We start from the raw sequence: 18,091 nt of genomic DNA, 5'->3' as shown, positions 1-18,091 counted from the left end.
AGTGAGACATCGCCCTGCGCAATCTTACCTTGCAATTTTCATTCATGAAAAATATCAATGCCAACATAAGAAAAGGTACGGCGAGTTAAAGCTCTAATGAGACAAATGTTTCAGTTTATGTCTTGCTAGTAATGATATTATAATTAGGTGATTACACTATATCTAAATATAAATGTGAGAAGAAAATAATGTGGAATAGATTAAACAAATCAATGATGTTCTGCCAAATGATGTTTGGATTATCATTCTATGGCGTACTCGTTAGCTTAACCCGTTTCTTCCTTGAAGACCTAAACTACAACGAAGCAGATACTATGATGATCGTGGGTGCCTTTTCCGCGATCGGTCCTCTATTTGCTATCGCTGGTGGCTTCATTGCCGATAAATTCCTTGGTGCTTACCGCTCTCTTACCATCAGTTTCTTAGCATTCGCGTCTGGTTACGCTCTTTTAGTTTTAGGCGCATCGGCAACCAACGTTCCTCTTTCTATGTGCGGTATCGCACTAGCAAGTTACGGTCGTGGTTTGATGTCACCATCTTACCCAAGCCTATACAAGCGTACGTTCAACTCTCAAGAAGACTTTGAGAAAGGCTACCCAATCAACTACTCAATCAACAACGTGGGTGCTTTCTTAGGTCAATACCTATTCCCAATGATCGTGCTGGTTATTGGCTTCCACGGTGGTTTCGCTATCTCGGGCATTATGGCTGCAGCTGCACTTGGTATGCTTATCATGAGTCGTAAAGGCCTTGTTGAAGTTGGTGCAGAGTTAGACCAAAAACCAGTTCCAGCAAAAAACTGGGCAATGTTTGGTGCACTTTCAATTGCGATGATCGGTCTTGTATTCTTCATGTTCTCTAACATGGACGTTGGCCAAAACATCGTTTACGCAATCGGCGGCGCAGCTATCCTTTACTTCGTTTCCCTGATGTTCAAAGCGAGCAAGGCAGAGTCTCTGAAGATGGGTACTATCCTAATCATCACGTTCTTAACCACATGTTTCTTCGTGTACTACGGTCAGATGATGACTTCGATGAACATGGTTGCGATCAATACGCTTAAAGGTTCTCTATTCGGTTTCATTCCACTTGAGCCTGAAGCAGCAATGGCGATGAACCCTCTATGGTGTATGGTTGGTGGCCCTATCGTTGCTGGTTTCTTCGGTATGCTAGAAAAGCGCGATATTCACCTATCTACGGCAACTAAAGTAGCACTGGCTTTCGTACTAACAGCGATTGCATTTGGTATCCTTACATTCGCTGTAACAACAGTTGGTGAAGACGTAATTATCCGCCCAGAGATTTTCCTAGCGATTCACTTCTTCCAAGCAATTGCAGAAGTTATCGTAGGTTCTATGGTTGTTGCCTTCATCCTATCTGTAGCACCTAAGCACATCGAAAACTTCTCTGTAAGTCTATTCTCTGTTGCTATCGCCCTATCTGGTATCGTTGGTGCCGTATTCTCTACGTCAATCGCGTTAGAGAAAGGCCAAGAGATCACTCAAGAGATCGTTCAAACGGTTTACGGTGACTACTTCCAGCTTCTAACAGTACTAGCAGTTGTGATGGTTGCTATCGCAATGGCGGCGTCGTTTGTTATTCGTAAGATGCTAGACGCAGCTAAAAATGCAGAGCAAGCGGTTGAGTTAGAAGAAGCAAATAGCTAATTCCACTCACCAGCCTGCACAGTAATTACTTTATGTAATTACGCCACTAACGCCCTAATACCTGATTAGGGCGTTTTTTATTTCCCCTTATTACTCACGCCTTTCTCCTGCAAATAAGTTTATGCTAAAAGTGCATGACGTAAATTCATGTAAATGATAACCATTACTATTGAGTCATTTAATGAAGGCTACTATGATAGTTAGCTTATAGAGAAAGAGAGTCCATTATGAGTAAGCCAAGTCCTATCCAAGTTACTGTTACAAGTACCAAAACCATCACACCAAACATGCAGCGCATCACCCTTAGTGGTGACGGTCTAAGTCGCTTTCCTAATGATTGTGAAGGTGGTTACATCAAGTTGATGTTTAATGAGTTGGGTGGAACAGATTTGACGACTCTTGAGCAGGGCAAACGCCCAACCATGCGAACTTACACGATTCGCGAGTTCAACCCAGACGTGCCTTCAATTGAAGTCGACTTTGTTCGCCACAACACCGTTGACCTACAGTGTGGCTTCGCAGCTCGTTGGGCGATGAACGTACAAGAAGGTGAAACCATCACTATTGGTGGCCCGGGTCTTATTCAAGGCTTAAATAAAGACGCTGATTGGTTTTTCTTGGCCGCTGATATGACTTCACTGCCTGCTCTTTCTGCAAAAGTGAAAAGCCTACCGCGTGATGCAAAAGGTTACGCTGTCATTCAAATCGCCTCAGAGCAAGACAAGCAGCCATTGGACGCACCAAGTCAGCTGGAGATCATCTGGTTGATAGAATCGGAACAGGCGTCATCACTGTCCGATAAGGTTCAAGAGCTCACTTGGCTTGAAGGCACTGCAGCAGTATGGACAGCGTGTGAATTCGAGAACATGCGAGCACTACGTCAATACTTCCGTAATGAGAAGGAAGTGGCTAAAGAGAACATCTACATCAGCAGCTATTGGAAACGTGGTGTGAGTGAAGATGGCCATAAAGTGTTAAAGCAAGAAGACGCTAAAGCGCAAGCCGAGGCTTAAATTCCGATTTTCGATTTGGCGACTGGCAGCCTGAACATGAAAAACGCCCTTAACTGAGAAAGGAAAGGGCGTTTTTTAATGATTAAAATAAGCAGTTAGATACTTTCACCAAGCTCAATCGCGTAACCTAAGTCCAGCTTAGCCGTCCAATCAGTTCTGCCTTGCAAGCGAGAAACGATTTGCTCAGCAGCGACCTTCCCTATCTGCTCCCTTGGAGTTATCACTGTTGCTAAACGCGGTGTCATGGTCATCGTAATATCATGGCCGTGGAAGCCCGCGATCGCCATCTGCTCAGGCACTTGAATACCACGACGAACACATTCGTAAAAGGCACCGATTGCTAAGTCATCATTGGTACAGAAGATGCCGTTAGCCTCAGGGTGCGTTTCTAGCAGCTCGCCAAGCAGCTTAGCACCTAAGGTAAATGAGGAGGCATCTTCGGTTTGAATCGTCAGTGGCGTAAGTGCGTGTTCTTCCATTGCATGCTCATAACCCGCCATCTTTAAACGAGTACGCTCATCCATTCGAGCCGCAAGATACGCGATATTTTGACGGCCTCGGGTAATCATCACTTTGGTCATTTCTCTCGCAGCATCAAAGTTATCAAAACCGACAGCTTGCTCGATACGCGGTGACACAGAGTCCATAATCTCGATAACTGGAATTGATGCAGTTTGCAGCATCTTACGAGCTCGTTCTGTATGAACATTTTCAGAGAGGATGATCGCGTCCACATTGTAAGACAGCAGTGATGCGATACTCTGCTCTTCAAGTTCCTCGCTATAGCCATAGTGAGCAATCATGGTTTGATAGCCCGCAGGCGCTGTGACTTGTTCTATCCCACGAATGACCTCGGCAAAAACTTGGTTGGTTAACGAGGGAACCAGTACACCGATGGCATTACTTTTTGCGTTTGAGAGGATATCTGGGGCGCGGTTTGGGATGTAACCCAGCTCTTCAACCGCTGAATTGATTTTGTCTCGTAGTGCTTCAGAAACCTGTGAAGGGTCTCGTAAACAGCGACTTACGGTCATTTTGGTGACGCCAACTAAATTGGCAACATCTTGTAACGTAGGGCGTTTTTTCTTATTTGACATAGTAAATTAGTTATTATTTTTATTGATTATGTTACTGGTAACAGTGTATCCAACTGACTTAGGATTTGAAGCCTTATCTAAAGAAATGTTGATGTAGTACCACAAACAAAAACGTCCCCATAATGAGGACGTTTAAATGATGAGGACTAAGCTTCAACTTCTGTACGTGGCGCTTCACTCCAAGTTATATGAAACTTATTTTGCTCATCGCTATCAATGCGCGAATATGTGTGAGAGCCAAAGTAGTCACGTTGTGCTTGAAGCAGATTAGCGGGTAGTACTTCACAGCGAAGTGAATCGAAGTAGCCCAAAGCAGAGCTAATAGCTGGCATTGGAACACCGGTTAATGCCGAGTTTGCAACGACTGCACGCCAACCGCAAGAACGTTCATGAACCTCTTCAACAAAACGATTTGCGAATAACAAATTGCTCAGCTCAGCATCACTTTGGTATGCCTTAGTGATGTCTTGTAAGAACACCGCTCTAATAATACAACCTGCACGCCAAATCTTAGCAATATGGGCAAAATCGAGATCCCAACCCTCTTTGATTGAGGTTGCTTTCATTAAGTCAAAGCCTTGCGCATAAACCGAAAGCTTAGCGCAGTACAATGCATCATGTAGCTCTTCGATGGTCTCTTGTTTGGCCTTACCGCAACTTGGTTGGACGTGCGTTCGCAACACCTTCGCACCTTGTACTCGTACCGCTTTCTGGCTACTTTGAGCGCGAGCGAATACCGCTTGAGCAATGGTTGGGGCTGGCGCCCCTTCTTGAAGACTATTCACTGCCGTCCAAAGCCCCGTGCCTTTCTGCCCTGCTTTATCAAGCACAACTTCCACAAACGGCTTCTGTGTTGTTGGATCTAGCGTCTGTAAAATATCAGCACTGATCTCCATCAGATAGCTGTTCAGTACACCTTGGTTCCACTTAGCAAAGACTTCACCAATCTCTTGTGCAGGCATCTCTAGCACATCAGACATAAAGTGGTAAACCTCACAAATGAGCTGCATGTCCGCATACTCAATGCCGTTATGCACCATTTTCACATAGTGACCAGCACCGGCGGGGCCTAGGTAAGCCGCACAAGGCTCACCTTTCTCGAATTGACCAACAGGCAAACCATTTTCGTCAACCTTAGCTGAGATAGCTTCCCACATTGGTTGAACGTAATTCCAAGCCTCTCTGTCACCGCTAGCCATCAATGCAGGGCCTGTACGCGCTCCTACTTCGCCGCCAGATACCGCCGTTGAGAAGAATCGTAGTTTGCCACGATATTTCAACTCACGAGCTTCTGTATCGGTCCAAAGGCTGTTACCCGTATCAATAACAATATCGTCTTGCTCAAGGCCAGCGGCTAGCAGATCGTCAATCACTGCCTCAACAATGCTGCCAGCAGGGACAGACAAGGCAATCACGCGCGGCTTAACCAGAGAGTCGAGAACTTGGTTCAGGTCAGCGGCTTTATAGAAGCTACCTTTATCGACTTTTTGCGCGAGTTCTTTTGCTTCTGATTCAGCACGCTCACGATGAGCTTCACTGATATCAAAGCCTGTCACGTTGAAGCCTTGATCAAGTAGATTCAGCGCAAGGCTTTTGCCCATAACACCGAGGCCAATCATCGCAATGCTGGATTGAGGCATACTTGACTGAGAAAGATCTGAAGTGCTCATTAGTTCTTCTCCTCAAGCTGCTTAATTGCTTGTAGCGCATCAGCAACAACACCTTGGACGTTTTGCGAAATATCGATAAACAACGCCTCATTTTGTTGTGGCTCAACCAATGCTTCAAACTGGCTCTTTAACATCGCTTCGCCATTGAAATAGTGATTTTCACGCGACTTATGACGATTCCAAATTGTGTCAAATGAGCCTTGTAAGTAAACGATTACCAGCTCTTGATTATTGTTTCGTAGAATGTCGCGGTACGCTGGTTTTAGCGCTGAACAAGCAATCACTGCAGCTTCATTCTCAACGTAAACCTTGTTTAGAGTTTCCAACCAGCCTTGACGGTCATCGTCGTTTAAAGGAATGCCTTCTGCCATCTTGTCCACATTTGATTGTGGGTGGTAATCATCACCATCATGAAAAGGCAGGTTTAGAGCGTTAGCAATTTCGCTACCAATCAAGCTTTTACCGCAGCCTGAAACGCCCATTACTAAGATTTTTTTCGCTTTCATTGGACAATACTATCCTTAGCCTCCAACTCACACTGGAGGCTGTCTATATAATCTGGGGATTCTTTAGGTCTTTAAAAGGTGGGGATTATTTCCACCACATCGCGAGCTCAGGGAATGCAATCACCATCCCGAGTACCAGAACCTGTAGGCCGATGAATGGCAGTAGTGAACTGAAGATCTCGCCCAAGCTGATGTCTTTCGGTGCCACCGATTTCAGGTAGAAGGCTGCTGGGCCAAACGGAGGTGATAGGAATGACACCTGCATGTTTAGACAGAACACCACACCGAACCATACTGGGTCGTAACCAAGACTTGTGATGATTGGTACGAATATAGGCATCGTTAGAAGCGCTACACCAACCCAGTCAAGGAACATACCTAGAACCAATAGAATAACCATCATGATAAGCAGTGTTGCAAGCGGGCTACCGCCACTTAGGCTTAGAATCACCTCTTCAACAAAGTCGATACCGCCCATTAGGTTGTAGATACCAACCAGTGCGCTTGCACCGATACCGATCCACATGATCATGCCGCAGGTACGCATCGTTGCGATGGCACTCTCTTTGAGCATATTGAAGTTAAGCTCACCACGAATCGCTGCGGAAATCATGATACCTACAACGCCCAGAGCCGACGCTTCTGTTACTGACGCGATACCTGTGTAGATACTACCCAGTACGGTTGCTACTGAAAGCAGTGGGAAGAACAGCGCTTTGAAGTAGCTCGGTTGATTTGCCATGTCTTCTTCGATCTCTTCATCACTTGGAATTGGAGCCAAAGAAGGGTTTAACTTACAACGAATTAGAACATAACCAATGTAGCAGCCCGCCAGGATAAATGCCGGAAGGAATGACGCTTTAAACAGGTCACCAATCGACACACTTGCTGTCATACCGTAGATGATAAGTACGATAGAAGGTGGCAGCATAGTACCCAGTGCGCCACCCGCGCAAGTTGTACCGATGGCTAACTTGCGGTCATAACCAAGACGCAGCATCTGTGGCAGTGCAAGAATACCCAGCAGTACGGTTTCACCACCGATAACACCTGACATTGAAGCAAGCAATACCGCAACCAAGAGAGTCTGTACGGCAACACCACCACGAACTCTTCCGCCTACGGACTTCATTGCGTCAAACAGGTCGCGAGCAATGCCTGAACGGTCAAGCAGCGCGGCCATCAATACAAACATCGGAACCGCGAGGAATACATAACCTGATGCGAAGCTGTAAGTACGGCTAGCAATTAGAGGCAGTGCATCTGGACCAAACCAAAACAGTGTGAAAAAGATGGCAACGAAGCCTGTTACGAATGCCAGTTGCATACCCGTGAGTAGCAAGCCGATCATCATAACCAGCATGAGGATACTGCCCCATGCGATGCCAATAGAAGATAAATCAAACATCGTCTTTCTTCCCTAGCCCTACAATCTCTTGGATTAGGTGCAATACAAACTGGACAACAAGAATACAAAGACAAACAAAGATGATGCCTTTAAGAAGCGCTGGGTACGGAGCATTCAGTACCGAGCCTGATGTTTCAAGACGAAGGTCACCCCAGGGTGTAAACCAAGACTCTTGAACCATGAAATAAGAGGCGTAAGCCAACATACCTGCAAACGCTAAACCCACTATGTGGTGAACTAGGTTTAGGTATTTTCGAGTTTGAGAAGAAACTGCATCGTAAATAAGAACAACTCGAACATGTTTGTTAGCAGCAAAGGCGTAAATACCGCCCACGATAAATAGCGAGCCACCAACAAAAGAAGCGGTTTCGTGTACCCAAGTAGTTGGGGCATCGAACGCATAACGCATCACCACTTCGTAAAAGGAGATCAATACAGTGAAGATGAACAAACCACTTAGAACATTGCTGACCTTGATTATGGCGCGGTCGAGAATGTTTCTTGGTTGCTCTTCTTGCTCTTGGGGCGCATGAGGCGTTTTATCTGTCATAACGTATTGCTCAAAAAAAACGGAGGGCAATTGCCCTCCAAAAGAGAAGCTAAAATAGGTATTTAGCCTGGATAATCGTTGTGAATTAAAGTAGACCGTTTGTCTCTAGGAAGCCAGTTACAGAGTCGTATACTTTCTGTGCATTTGGAGAACGTTCAGCAAATACTTTCCATTGACCTTTCGCGATTTCACGGAACTTCTTACGCTCTTCGTCAGACCAATTGTGAATCGTGATTTCTGGGTTTGCTTGCGCTTCTTTCACTGCTGCTTGGTCAGCCATTTTCAGCTGAGTTGTCATGTCGTAAGAGAAGTCACGAACAGACGTTTGCAGAATAGTTTGTAGATCCGCAGGCATTTTGTCCCACTTCTTCTGAGAGATAGAGATATCGATCAGAGGAAGAGAGTGGAAGCCCGGTTGAACTGGGTGTGTTGCGATGTCGTTCATGCCCGCTTTTTGGTTAGTAGAGAATACTGTGTAGTCAGCCGCATCAATAACGCCTTTGCTTAAGCCAGTAAATACTTCAGAACCTGGTAAGTTAACTGGTGTCGCACCTGCCGCTGCAAATACTTGTTGCACTAGACCTTCAGGAGCTCGCAGTTTGAGACCTTTAAGATCATCAACACCGTCTACTGGTACTTTCGAGATGAACGACTCAACACCCGTAGTCGAAGCACCAACAAACTTAACGCCGTAAGGAGCGTAAAGCTCAGTCATTAGCTCGTTACCACCGCCGTAGTTCATGTATTGCAGCAGTTGTGTTGTATCAGACCAAGCACCAACCATGTTACCAATAAGACCGAATGCTGGATCTTTACCAGAGAAGTAACCTGTTGCAGTTACTTGGCCATCAAGGATACCCATTTTGATCGCGCCTAGTGTCTCTGTGTGCTTAACCACAGCACCTACCGGTAGAAGATCGATGTCGATACGACCATTAGACATAGTCTCAACACGCTCAGCCCAGTTCTGTTGAACTTTGAAGTTCAGATCACCAGATGGATCTGAAGATTGAATTTTCAGTTTGAAGTCTGCAGCCATTGCAGAAGTCGCGAATAGACCTGTTAGGGAAGCAGCAATCAGCGTTTTAGTCATAGCTTTCATTCGGGGTATCCTTATGGGTTTCACTTTAATCCGGTTTGTTATTTTATGTTACCGGTAACGTTGAATGCGATGTTACCGGTAACTTTACCAGACTGTCTATGAGAGAGATCACATCTTTAACAACAGTAAAACGTTTGCTATCAATAAGGGAATTGCGTGCGAAAAGTCACACTTTAAGAATGATTGACCATATAATAGTTATTCTAAAACAATGAGATAACCAAACCTGACAGAATAAATAGAACACCTACACCACGAGTTATGTGCCACTTTTCCTTCAAAAAGTAGATCCCCATCACAACACCAAAGATGATACTCACCTGTCTTAGCGCTACCACCAAGCTGACATTTTCAGTCATGGTCATTGCGAACAGAACCAGTCCATAAGTCGCGGCCATCATTACTCCAGCAGTTGCGGCTTTTTTGCGAATTCGCCATGCGTTTGCAAACTCTACACTCTGCTTTGAGAGCAATAACCAAGTACTAAGTGGCAAAGCTATCGCCCAGAACTGCATGCCCAAATAAAAGATCGATGCATCTCTATTTGTAACCTTGTTGGATTCGATGTCGCCGAGCAGCAATAAGGCTTCTTTATCAATGATTGAATAACCAGTTGTGCCAATCGCTGCGATGAGTGCCCAAAGTACACCTAGGTTCAAATAGGCTCGTGGCTTTAGATCTTTAAAGTTCTTAAGGGGCACCACTAAACAACCTAGGGTTATCAGCGCAAACCCAAGCCACTGGTTGTACGTCAATGAATATCCCAACAGCAAAGTTCCGAACCCCACCATCAAAACAGGCAGAGCACGAGCCATTGGATATATCACACCGATATCAGCTTGCTTATAAGCAACCCCCAACCCTACTAAGTAGACCACCTGACAGATCCCACTCAGCAGTAGCAATTGCCAAAACGGTAAACCGATATTAAAGAAGCCGACAGTGTTGATGTACCAAATAAGATAAGGGGTGAGCAAAGTGGCAGCAGCAAAGCTCGACGCCAAGAAAAAGGCCGAGCCAGAACTCTGGTTTGATTTGCCCAGTACATTCCAGCCAGCATGAAGTAAAGCTGAAATTATCACTATGACTATGGCGGACAGTTCCATGTTCTTTCCAATTTTGAGGATAAAAAAGGCCTCTAACTTAGAGACCTGATTAGGTATTGAAGCTTAATTAACCGACGAGCACCGATTCGCTCACTCAGCTAACCTTCTACCGCTCTAGGTGAGCAACGGATTCGATACTGATGGCGTCATGTCGCCAATATTCAATATCGCAATCAATCAGTTCACCATCTTGATTGTAATTGATCCTTTCAACCACCATCGCCGGTGAGCCTGATGTCGCTCGAAGTGCCTGAGCCGTCTCTCCCAGCAATGACGTAGTACTCACTCGATAACGGATCGTCTGGTAGACAACACCAAAGTGCTCTCGATAAATATCAGTAAGTGACTTGGAGAGATCATGCTCTAACAGATTTGGGAACAACTCGGGACGAATGTAGTTAGTCACATACACCACTGGCCTGTCTTCTAAATAGCGAACTCGGTCGACTCGGTAAACATCAGAGAAAGGCGCCAACTTTAACAATCGAGTCGCCTCTTTCGTCGCCAGTATTCCTTTAGCTGCGATCAACTCCGTCTTAGGTTGACGGTTCTGAGACAATGCCATGTTGGTAAAGTTAAGCGTTTGAGTAGGATCGTAACGCAATGGCTCCGGTGAAATAAACCAACCTCTGCGATCTTCACGATAAATGCGTCCTTCCGCTTCTAATGAAGACAAGGCTTCACGCAACGTAACGCGAGTCGTATCGAAAGACTCTGCTAACTTACGCTCTGCAGGCAGTTTTTGTCTTGGAGAAAGCATCCCCGACTCTATCTGCTCAACAATGACATCTTTAATTTTTACGTACTGCACCAATTTTCCTTTTAATTATTCTTTCTGGTAGCCGCTCCATGGCCACACATATTAATTCTTATTCGCCAAACCACGAATTATCGCTTACGCCAAGACTGTGTACGCTTCTCAAACAGCTTATTGATAACCAAGTGCACCACTTTCGCACTCGCTGCCGACAGCATAATCATGACCGCCATCGCCGCAGCTGCGCCAGTTTGTCCAGCATCATCCATATTAAGTACCGAGACTGAGGCTGGAATGGTATCCGTTGAATATAGGAATACTACCGCAGAAGTCGTAGTCAATGCATTAATAAACAAGTAAGTCGCAATGTCTAATATGGCAGGCAAACATACCGGCACCGTCACTTTAAAGAACAACTTGTATTGAGGAAGGTTGACCGAGGCAGCTGTCGCCTCAATCTCTGCAGGGAGCTGCTTTAATGCGGTGAGAGCTGTCATATGACCGACCGTGTAATAGTGCACCACAGTATTGATAACGAGGAATGTCATCGTGCCATACAGGAAGTTTAGTGGATTGTTCAGGTCATTAAAGTAAAAGATATAACCTAAACCTAGAACCATGCCTGGAACCGCCATAGGTACTACGCTCAACATCTGCATGACTTGGCGAATTGGTGCAAATGCGCGGCCTTTCTCTATGCCGTATGCACCAAGGAAAATCAGTACGGTACCAATAACCGCCGCCCAAGCACCCAGTGTTAGGGAGTTGAAAAACGGCGTCCAACCATAAGTGCTCATTTCAGCGAAGTTATAGTTGTTAAGCGTCAGCGCTTTGTTCCAAGGCCAAAACGTCACCATAGAACCGTATATCGCCATTCCTAAAACAACCACAACAGCAGCAGAAATAATCAAACAATAGATAAAGCAGACACTATCTCGAACCATACTAGGTTGTGGCTGATAGGCGACAGAGCGTGTATCAAACAAGCTTTTCTGTTTCTTTTGTACCCAGCGATCCACACCAAATGCCAAAGCCGCAGGCAGGAGTAACAAGATACTGGTAACCGCACCCATTGAGAAGTTCTGCTGGCCAACCACCTGCTTAAAGATGTCAGTGGAAAGAACGTTGTAGCTGCCACCAATTACTTTCGGCACACCGAAATCACACACCACCAGCGTAAACACAACGATGAGTGTACTGATCAAACCGTATTTGGCTGCTGGCAGAGTCACGATGAAAAAAGTTTTGAGAGGTGAAGTATTAAGAGCTCTTGCTGCTTCGTACAAACGAGCATCTGACGTGCGCAATGAGGTTGTCAGGATCATCAAGGCATGAGGAAATGTCCAAAAGATCAGACCCAATGAAATACCGATCAAACCATAAACGGAGTGACCACCCAGCACTTCCTTAGCAATACCCTGATTACCAAACAGAAAAATCAAACTGATAGCTGGTAATAGAGACGGAGCAAGAATCGGCGCTGAACCAAGCACTTGAAACAGACCTTTCATCGGCATACATGAGCGCGTCAAAGCATAAGCATAACCAAATGCCAGCAAGCCTACGACAACTGTCACCAGTAACCCAAGAGTAAATGTGTTACCCACCGATTGCCAAAGACTTGCCGAAGAGAAATAAGTCGCAAAATTTTGTAGGCCAACAAACTCCCCTTCGCCATTCTGAACACTCTTCTCAAGCATCGCCCACAACGGCATCAAGATGAACAGTACCATCACCACAGATAAGAACGCCAACAAGCTGAACAGGATGACATTGTCTTTACTCACTCGAGCGAGAAGTGGTGTTACACGCTGTTGAATTCGTCGCTTAGATTGCATCATTTGTGTCGATTCCATGACAATTACGCCGCCTCATCTTTGGATACAAGGCGCTCATTGCTTGGGTATGCGCGCAACCCATCCTGATCGAGCGCCACATAACGAATATCTCCGCGGCGCAGCTTCATTTCATTAAAGGTTTTAACTGGCACATCAACCACAATCTGCTTTGCTCTTGGGTCATGCTGAAGTTCACACTCAACACGATAGAATGCGCCTAGAAACTCGCTCGACACAATACGAACAGGAAGAGATTCACTAAAACGTTCAACGAACTGAAGCTGCTCAGGTCGTATCGCAATATCAAATCGGTCGCCGACGTTCGTATCTAGGTTGTCTAACTTTGGCAAAGTTAGAATGGATTCAGCAATACGCATCTTAGAATCCGCAATCACTGATGTTTCAATGAAGTTCATACATCCAACAAACTCAGCGACAAATCGAGTCGCAGGCTTTTGGTAGATCTCTTGTGGCGCCCCAACTTGCTCAATTACACCGTGATTCATCACCACAATACGGTCAGCCATAGTTAACGCTTCATCTTGGTCGTGTGTCACCATGATAGTGGTAATACCGAGTTTTCTTTGTAACTGACAAATCTCATCTCGTAGATGCGTTCTTACTTTGGCATCCAACGCAGAAAGCGGTTCATCAAGCAGTAGAAGACCTGGAGAAAGTGCTAACGCACGAGCAAGCGCAACTCGCTGCTGCTGGCCACCTGATAATTGGTTTGGGTATTTCTGTCCAGATCTTGGCAGACCAATCGTCTCAAGCCAGCTTTCAACCGCTTCCAGCGCCTCTTTGTCCGACATACCTTGGTTTTTTAAGCCAATAGCAATGTTCTCTTCTACGGTCAGATTAGGAAAAAGCGCGTAAGACTGGAACACGATACCGAAATCACGTTTCTCAGGTGGAAGAAAGGTAGTATCAACTTGGTTTTGTTCAATTCGTCCAGAGGTTGGAAGGTCTAACCCTGCAATTGCACGTAAAAGGGTCGTTTTTCCGCAGCCAGACGGCCCCAGGAAACAGACAAACTCTCCTTTCTCGATCGACAGAGAGATGTTTTTTAACGCTGTAAATTGACCAAACTGTTTTACAACGTTTTCTATATTCAGATAGGTTGAATTGCTCATTTTCTGCAGCACTCTTTAAATGGTATATACCAAATCTAAACCCTGAATATTTCAGTTGAGTGACAAATTTATAGAAGCTAAATGACAGTTATATTGCGTTTGTATAACGGTTCGGTTTCGTACTCGATAAGTGCTAGAAGTCTGAGAAGATCATTTACCGAATATGAGTACCAAGATGACTCCTCTACCATGTACATACTGGTTCAACGCCTTAGATAAATTAAGATGGATTACCTAGAAAGCAACCAAAAAACCAGCTGATATACCCAATTTGTTACAATATAACAGTGATACAACCCAAAAGTTAATGATAATAAATATCATTAATGTTTGTGTAATTTATAAATATTCATATAATCCTCCCTCCAAATAACTACTATAAGTCATTGTTATGAGTATTTACTCGAACCCCATTTTTAAGTTAAGCCTGCTCTCAATTGCTGTCTTTCAATCGTTTAACGCAGTTTCGTCTGAAGCCACGGATGAGTCTGTTGAAGTCATTGGTGTTCAATACGCCAAACCAATTACCGTATCGGAACCGGGTCAAACCACTATCGACTGGCAAGAAGTGGAAGAGCAACAATATTCCAACTTTGCGTCTCTTATCGATTCAGTGCCTGGTGCACACCTTGATGGTGGCGCTCGTTCCGGTGGTGAGCGTATCAATATCCGTGGTTTCTCTGACCCAAGCGACATAGCCGTATTCGTTGATGGCGCACCGATCGGTTTTCAACAATACCGTTACGGTACATTTTTCTTCGACCCATTTTTGATTGGCGAAGCGGAAGTTATCAAAGGTGCACATGACTATCGAGCGCTCAACGGTAAGTTTGGTGGCACTATTCACATCAAAACCAAGACAGTTGATGACTTGCTAACACCAGGAGAAAACTTCGGCTTTCGTGCAAATCAGAGATACAACACCAATGGCGACTCTATGGCATACAACCTGAGCGTCTACGGAAAAAGCGATACCGGATTTTACTATATCGCCAATGGCTCGGTGACAGACTCTGATGATATCCACGTCGGTGGTTCAGATAATGGCCTAGATTATTCTGGGTATGAACAAGAAAACATGCTGTTTAAAGTAGGTTATGAAAACGACCGTCATCAATTTGAAGTGAGCCACACTCGCTATAAAGATGAAGGTCGTAAACCGTGGGCTAACCGACGCGGCGAAATGCCAAATATTACCGAATGGACGATCAAAAAATATGGTTCACTAGAAGCTGCAAAATACGCATATACGGTTTACAACGAATACACCGACAACACGACGACAGCTTCATATCATTACTCACCATCTAGCCCGTACATTGATTTCAACATTAAGGCTGCGCGATCTGAGAATGATCGTCACTGGGTACGCCCAGATATTGCCTTTGAAAAAATGTGGGTGTCAGTAGGTAGCTATGGACACGAGTCTTGGCTCAGCTACAAACGCGATTTTGTCGATATCTACAACACCGCGATTCTTGGTAACCACACCTTAGTCACGGGTCTTCAATATCAAAGAACAGAACGTGATTCACTGGTTTTCAATGCGTCATACGATAGCAAAGCAGAGAAAAATTACGGCTGGTACACACCATATTATGAGCCTTCAGGTAAGCAAAAAACCTATGCCGTCTATATTGCTGACCACTTCCAAGCAACACCTAGCTTCACGGTCACTCCGTCTATAAGGTATGAGTATGTAGTCAGTGAAGGCAAAGGAAATGCTGCACCAGACTATAACGATCCAGCCGCAGGTCATGACTATAGTGAAACAACACATGAAGGTTTTAGCCCTCGCATCGACCTTGATTACGAAGCGACCGATAGTACACGCTTCAATTTCTCGTACGCATATGCATTGAAAGCACCAACCATCGATAATTTATATTCTGTTCAGTATGCACGGGCAACCGCAACGGCAACCGCTCGCGACCTTGAGGTGTCACGAATCCATGCCTACCAAGCAAGTGTCATCAACATTACTGATGGGTTACTTAGCGATAGCGATTCTATTGGCACTGAATTCACTGTTTTCTTCAATGATGTGAGTGACCATGTACACAACCGCGTAGGTGCGAATTTAGACAAAGAAACGGATGAGAACCAAAGTTGGAACACCAACCTAGATGGCTACAAGAATCACGGTTTCGAACTGATCAGCCAATATCGTATTGCTGATTTCTTTAGCGACTTTTCTGTTGCTTACGTTCGCGGGCAATATAAAGGCAGCCTAGCCGATTCAACAGGCAGTGATGAAGACTTCCCTAATACACCACCACTCAACATTAACCTTGGTTTGGGTTATGAATGGAGTGAGGGCTTAACAGCGGGTTGGAAACTTCGCTGGTACGACGCTCAAACCAAAACAGGTGAAGACAAAACCTACAGCAACAAACCTAGTGACCAATATACTCTGCAAGACATCTATGCGACATGGGAAGTTCAACAAGTTAAAGGGCTTTCGTTTGGTGCAATTGTGACTAACTTGACAGATCGTTACTATGAAGCGTATCTATCAAATGGGGTCGCTTCACCTGGTCGAGAAATTAAACTAAGTGCCGCTTATCAATTTTAAGAAAACAATGAGTTGGTGTAAGAGTACTCTGGATCTCACCAATCATATACCGCTTACTTAAAGCTCAACAAAGGTAACCAAAACGAATTTTGGTTACCTTTTATTTTGCGAACCTGTCTAGTATTACTAACCAGTAATTTTGTCCGCTTTGCCTGCTGCACCAGCCAACTTGGCCAGTTGCTTGTCTATCCACATCGGCTTTTGACCTACATCTTCTGCATGTTCTTTTCGACGCACCGCATCGCGCACCATCATCGCTCCTAGCCAACGAAATGGCTCTGGTGGAAAATGACCGAGCGGGCCTTCTGTCATGCCGCTTCTTGTCCATTTATTGTCCAACCCCAAAACCATCGACGAAAGAATTTTGCCTCCCATACGAGTTTGAGCAACGCCGTTGCCTGAGTAGCCGAGACCATAAAAGATGTTCGATTGATTCTCAATGTTACCGAAGAAAGGTAGCCCGGTAACAGAACGATCAGAACCGCCAGACCAACTGTAAGCGAAGTCTTGCTGTTCTAGCTTTGGAAACAAGGTTTGAAATGAGTTTTTAAGTAGTGGAAGGTACTGCGTCTGCTGGTTAAACATATTATCGACTTGATTGGAAAAAGAGAACTTATTGCCTCCCTTGCCAAGCATCAGTCGGCCATCTCGTGTATCTCGGTAATAATGAACAAAGATCCTCGAATCAACCACAGCTGCGCCTTGCTCTGGGCCATACTCCCCGAGCTTTTCTGGAATCGGGTCAGTAATCACCATATCCGAAGAGACAACCACGATACTTCTTTTGAAAGCTTTAAAGTGGTCAAGCATCCATGCATTCAGCGCTAGCACCACTTTATCGGCCGTAACGGTTGCTGCGGGTGTTACGACCTTAGCTGTCTCACCGTAATTCAACTCTAGCATCGGGGTATTTTCGTAAACTTCGACACCTAACTTAATTGCAACTTGGCGAAGACCTCTTGCTAACAATGCCGGTTGAACACTACCGGCCGCTTCGGAATAGTAACCTTCGATGTGACGCTCTGATCCCGCCTGACGACTGAGATTATCACCACACTCCTGCCAGCTGTTGATTCCCTGCTTTTTCAGCTCACTTACAACAGGGGCCATGCCACCTCTCTGTGCTTGGTTCGTCGCCGTATAATAGGTACCACTGCGATAAAGGTGAGCGTCAATATCATGCTCTTTGCAAAACGCTTCTATTTCAAAAATGACCTTTTCAGACTGCTCCACCAGCCATTTTGCTTGTTGCTCTCCGTAAAGGCGTTTTAAAGTTGGAAACTTAGTGGACCAAGTGAGCATACACCCACCATTAGCACCCGATGCGCCACTACCGCACAAACCTTTTTCAATAACCACAACTCGCGTTTCTGGCTGTTGCTGTTTAATTAAAATAGCGGTCCATAATCCTGTGTACCCACCACCAACAATAGCGATGTCTGTTTCGATATCTTGTGTCAGTGGTTGACCAGCATCACTTGGCGGAGTGTCCTGACCAAACTCCTGTTGCAAGGCTTGTTTGAACCAGTATGAGTAGTGTTTTGACATAAAAGAGTTACCTAGCGAAATCGACACCAAAACGTACGGTGTGATTAATATTGAGAATTATTAGAGAGCGAGCATTAAAGGGCTGCACTGATTGATCAAAAAAGGAAGACCTAAGCCTTCC

Annotated in this window: 14 protein-coding genes; 3 read left to right on the top strand and 11 right to left on the bottom strand. The window is 45.1% G+C overall.

The window, feature by feature from the left end:
- Nucleotides 1-188 precede the first annotated feature (188 nt).
- Both AC6R05_RS16695 and AC6R05_RS16690 read left to right on the top strand, forming a co-directional pair.
- Nucleotides 189-1,667, top strand: a complete 1,479-nt coding sequence (locus AC6R05_RS16695; RefSeq protein ID WP_500648061.1) for a peptide MFS transporter — start codon at nucleotides 189-191, stop codon at nucleotides 1,665-1,667.
- A 227-nt stretch (nucleotides 1,668-1,894) separates the two neighbouring features.
- The gene (locus AC6R05_RS16690; protein ID WP_285465595.1) at nucleotides 1,895-2,680 is read left to right on the top strand and encodes a siderophore-interacting protein; all 786 of its coding nucleotides are present in this window, start codon (nucleotides 1,895-1,897) and stop codon (nucleotides 2,678-2,680) included.
- A 95-nt stretch (nucleotides 2,681-2,775) separates the two neighbouring features.
- On the opposite strand, the gene gntR is transcribed toward AC6R05_RS16690, so the two are convergent.
- The 10 genes from gntR to AC6R05_RS16640 all read right to left on the bottom strand — a co-directional run bounded on the left by gntR (nucleotide 2,776) and on the right by AC6R05_RS16640 (nucleotide 13,847).
- Nucleotides 2,776-3,777, bottom strand: a complete 1,002-nt coding sequence (gntR, locus tag AC6R05_RS16685; protein ID WP_150897256.1) for a gluconate operon transcriptional repressor GntR — start codon at nucleotides 3,775-3,777, stop codon at nucleotides 2,776-2,778.
- 146 nt (nucleotides 3,778-3,923) lie between these two features.
- Nucleotides 3,924-5,417: an NADP-dependent phosphogluconate dehydrogenase gene (gene gnd, locus AC6R05_RS16680; protein WP_500648085.1), complete on the bottom strand. Its 1,494-nt coding sequence runs from the start codon at nucleotides 5,415-5,417 to the stop codon at nucleotides 3,924-3,926.
- Nucleotides 5,418-5,446: 29 nt separating this feature from the next.
- Entirely contained in the window at nucleotides 5,447-5,953 is a 507-nt protein-coding gene (locus AC6R05_RS16675; protein WP_500648060.1) for a gluconokinase, read from the bottom strand.
- 85 nt (nucleotides 5,954-6,038) lie between these two features.
- Nucleotides 6,039-7,361, bottom strand: coding sequence for a TRAP transporter large permease (locus AC6R05_RS16670; RefSeq protein ID WP_500648059.1), 1,323 nt, complete (start codon nucleotides 7,359-7,361; stop codon nucleotides 6,039-6,041).
- Nucleotides 7,354-7,911 carry a TRAP transporter small permease subunit gene (locus tag AC6R05_RS16665; protein WP_285465593.1) on the bottom strand — a complete coding sequence of 186 codons (558 nt, stop codon included), beginning with the start codon at nucleotides 7,909-7,911 and terminating at the stop codon, nucleotides 7,354-7,356. Before AC6R05_RS16665 ends, AC6R05_RS16670 begins: the two co-directional genes overlap by 8 nt.
- Nucleotides 7,912-7,996: 85 nt before the next feature.
- Nucleotides 7,997-9,013 (bottom strand): TRAP transporter substrate-binding protein, encoded by a 1,017-nt coding sequence (locus AC6R05_RS16660; protein ID WP_032550292.1) that lies wholly within the window; start codon nucleotides 9,011-9,013, stop codon nucleotides 7,997-7,999.
- A 203-nt stretch (nucleotides 9,014-9,216) separates the two neighbouring features.
- Complete coding sequence (locus AC6R05_RS16655) at nucleotides 9,217-10,119, bottom strand: EamA family transporter (protein WP_500648058.1); 903 nt, start codon at nucleotides 10,117-10,119, stop codon at nucleotides 9,217-9,219.
- A 106-nt stretch (nucleotides 10,120-10,225) separates the two neighbouring features.
- A complete protein-coding gene (phnR, locus tag AC6R05_RS16650; protein ID WP_032550290.1) occupies nucleotides 10,226-10,930 on the bottom strand; it encodes a phosphonate utilization transcriptional regulator PhnR in 705 nt (234 codons plus the stop codon).
- Nucleotides 10,931-11,007: 77 nt separating this feature from the next.
- On the bottom strand, nucleotides 11,008-12,717 hold the full coding sequence (locus AC6R05_RS16645) for a putative 2-aminoethylphosphonate ABC transporter permease subunit (RefSeq protein WP_500648084.1): 1,710 nt from the start codon (nucleotides 12,715-12,717) through the stop codon (nucleotides 11,008-11,010).
- 20 nt (nucleotides 12,718-12,737) lie between these two features.
- Nucleotides 12,738-13,847, bottom strand: a complete 1,110-nt coding sequence (locus AC6R05_RS16640) for a putative 2-aminoethylphosphonate ABC transporter ATP-binding protein (RefSeq protein ID WP_500648057.1) — start codon at nucleotides 13,845-13,847, stop codon at nucleotides 12,738-12,740.
- A 391-nt stretch (nucleotides 13,848-14,238) separates the two neighbouring features.
- Here AC6R05_RS16640 and AC6R05_RS16635 point away from each other — a divergent pair, with 391 nt between their 5' ends.
- Nucleotides 14,239-16,422 (top strand): TonB-dependent receptor domain-containing protein, encoded by a 2,184-nt coding sequence (locus AC6R05_RS16635; RefSeq protein ID WP_500648056.1) that lies wholly within the window; start codon nucleotides 14,239-14,241, stop codon nucleotides 16,420-16,422.
- Nucleotides 16,423-16,548: 126 nt separating this feature from the next.
- On the opposite strand, the gene AC6R05_RS16630 is transcribed toward AC6R05_RS16635, so the two are convergent.
- Nucleotides 16,549-17,970 carry an FAD-dependent oxidoreductase gene (locus AC6R05_RS16630; RefSeq protein WP_500648055.1) on the bottom strand — a complete coding sequence of 474 codons (1,422 nt, stop codon included), beginning with the start codon at nucleotides 17,968-17,970 and terminating at the stop codon, nucleotides 16,549-16,551.
- Between the last annotated feature and the right edge of the window lie 121 nt (nucleotides 17,971-18,091).

The organism is Vibrio sp. R11-SG3-ISO9 (assembly GCF_059834255.1).
Note: the sequence above shows the minus strand (reverse complement) of the source record. Positions and strands in the feature narration are given on the sequence as shown.

Bases quoted from the DNA above. Each gene is read 5' to 3' on its own strand.
- AC6R05_RS16695 (WP_500648061.1), top strand. From the start codon at position 189: ATGTGGAATAGATTAAACAAATCAATGATGTTCTGCCAAATGATGTTT.
- AC6R05_RS16690 (WP_285465595.1), top strand. From the start codon at position 1,895: ATGAGTAAGCCAAGTCCTATCCAAGTTACTGTTACAAGTACCAAAACC.
- gntR (WP_150897256.1), bottom strand. From the start codon at position 3,777: ATGTCAAATAAGAAAAAACGCCCTACGTTACAAGATGTTGCCAATTTA.
- gnd (WP_500648085.1), bottom strand. From the start codon at position 5,417: ATGCCTCAATCCAGCATTGCGATGATTGGCCTCGGTGTTATGGGCAAA.
- AC6R05_RS16675 (WP_500648060.1), bottom strand. From the start codon at position 5,953: ATGAAAGCGAAAAAAATCTTAGTAATGGGCGTTTCAGGCTGCGGTAAA.
- AC6R05_RS16670 (WP_500648059.1), bottom strand. From the start codon at position 7,361: ATGTTTGATTTATCTTCTATTGGCATCGCATGGGGCAGTATCCTCATG.
- AC6R05_RS16665 (WP_285465593.1), bottom strand. From the start codon at position 7,911: ATGACAGATAAAACGCCTCATGCGCCCCAAGAGCAAGAAGAGCAACCA.
- AC6R05_RS16660 (WP_032550292.1), bottom strand. From the start codon at position 9,013: ATGAAAGCTATGACTAAAACGCTGATTGCTGCTTCCCTAACAGGTCTA.
- AC6R05_RS16655 (WP_500648058.1), bottom strand. From the start codon at position 10,119: ATGGAACTGTCCGCCATAGTCATAGTGATAATTTCAGCTTTACTTCAT.
- AC6R05_RS16645 (WP_500648084.1), bottom strand. From the start codon at position 12,717: ATGATGCAATCTAAGCGACGAATTCAACAGCGTGTAACACCACTTCTC.
- AC6R05_RS16640 (WP_500648057.1), bottom strand. From the start codon at position 13,847: ATGAGCAATTCAACCTATCTGAATATAGAAAACGTTGTAAAACAGTTT.
- AC6R05_RS16635 (WP_500648056.1), top strand. From the start codon at position 14,239: ATGAGTATTTACTCGAACCCCATTTTTAAGTTAAGCCTGCTCTCAATT.
- AC6R05_RS16630 (WP_500648055.1), bottom strand. From the start codon at position 17,970: ATGTCAAAACACTACTCATACTGGTTCAAACAAGCCTTGCAACAGGAG.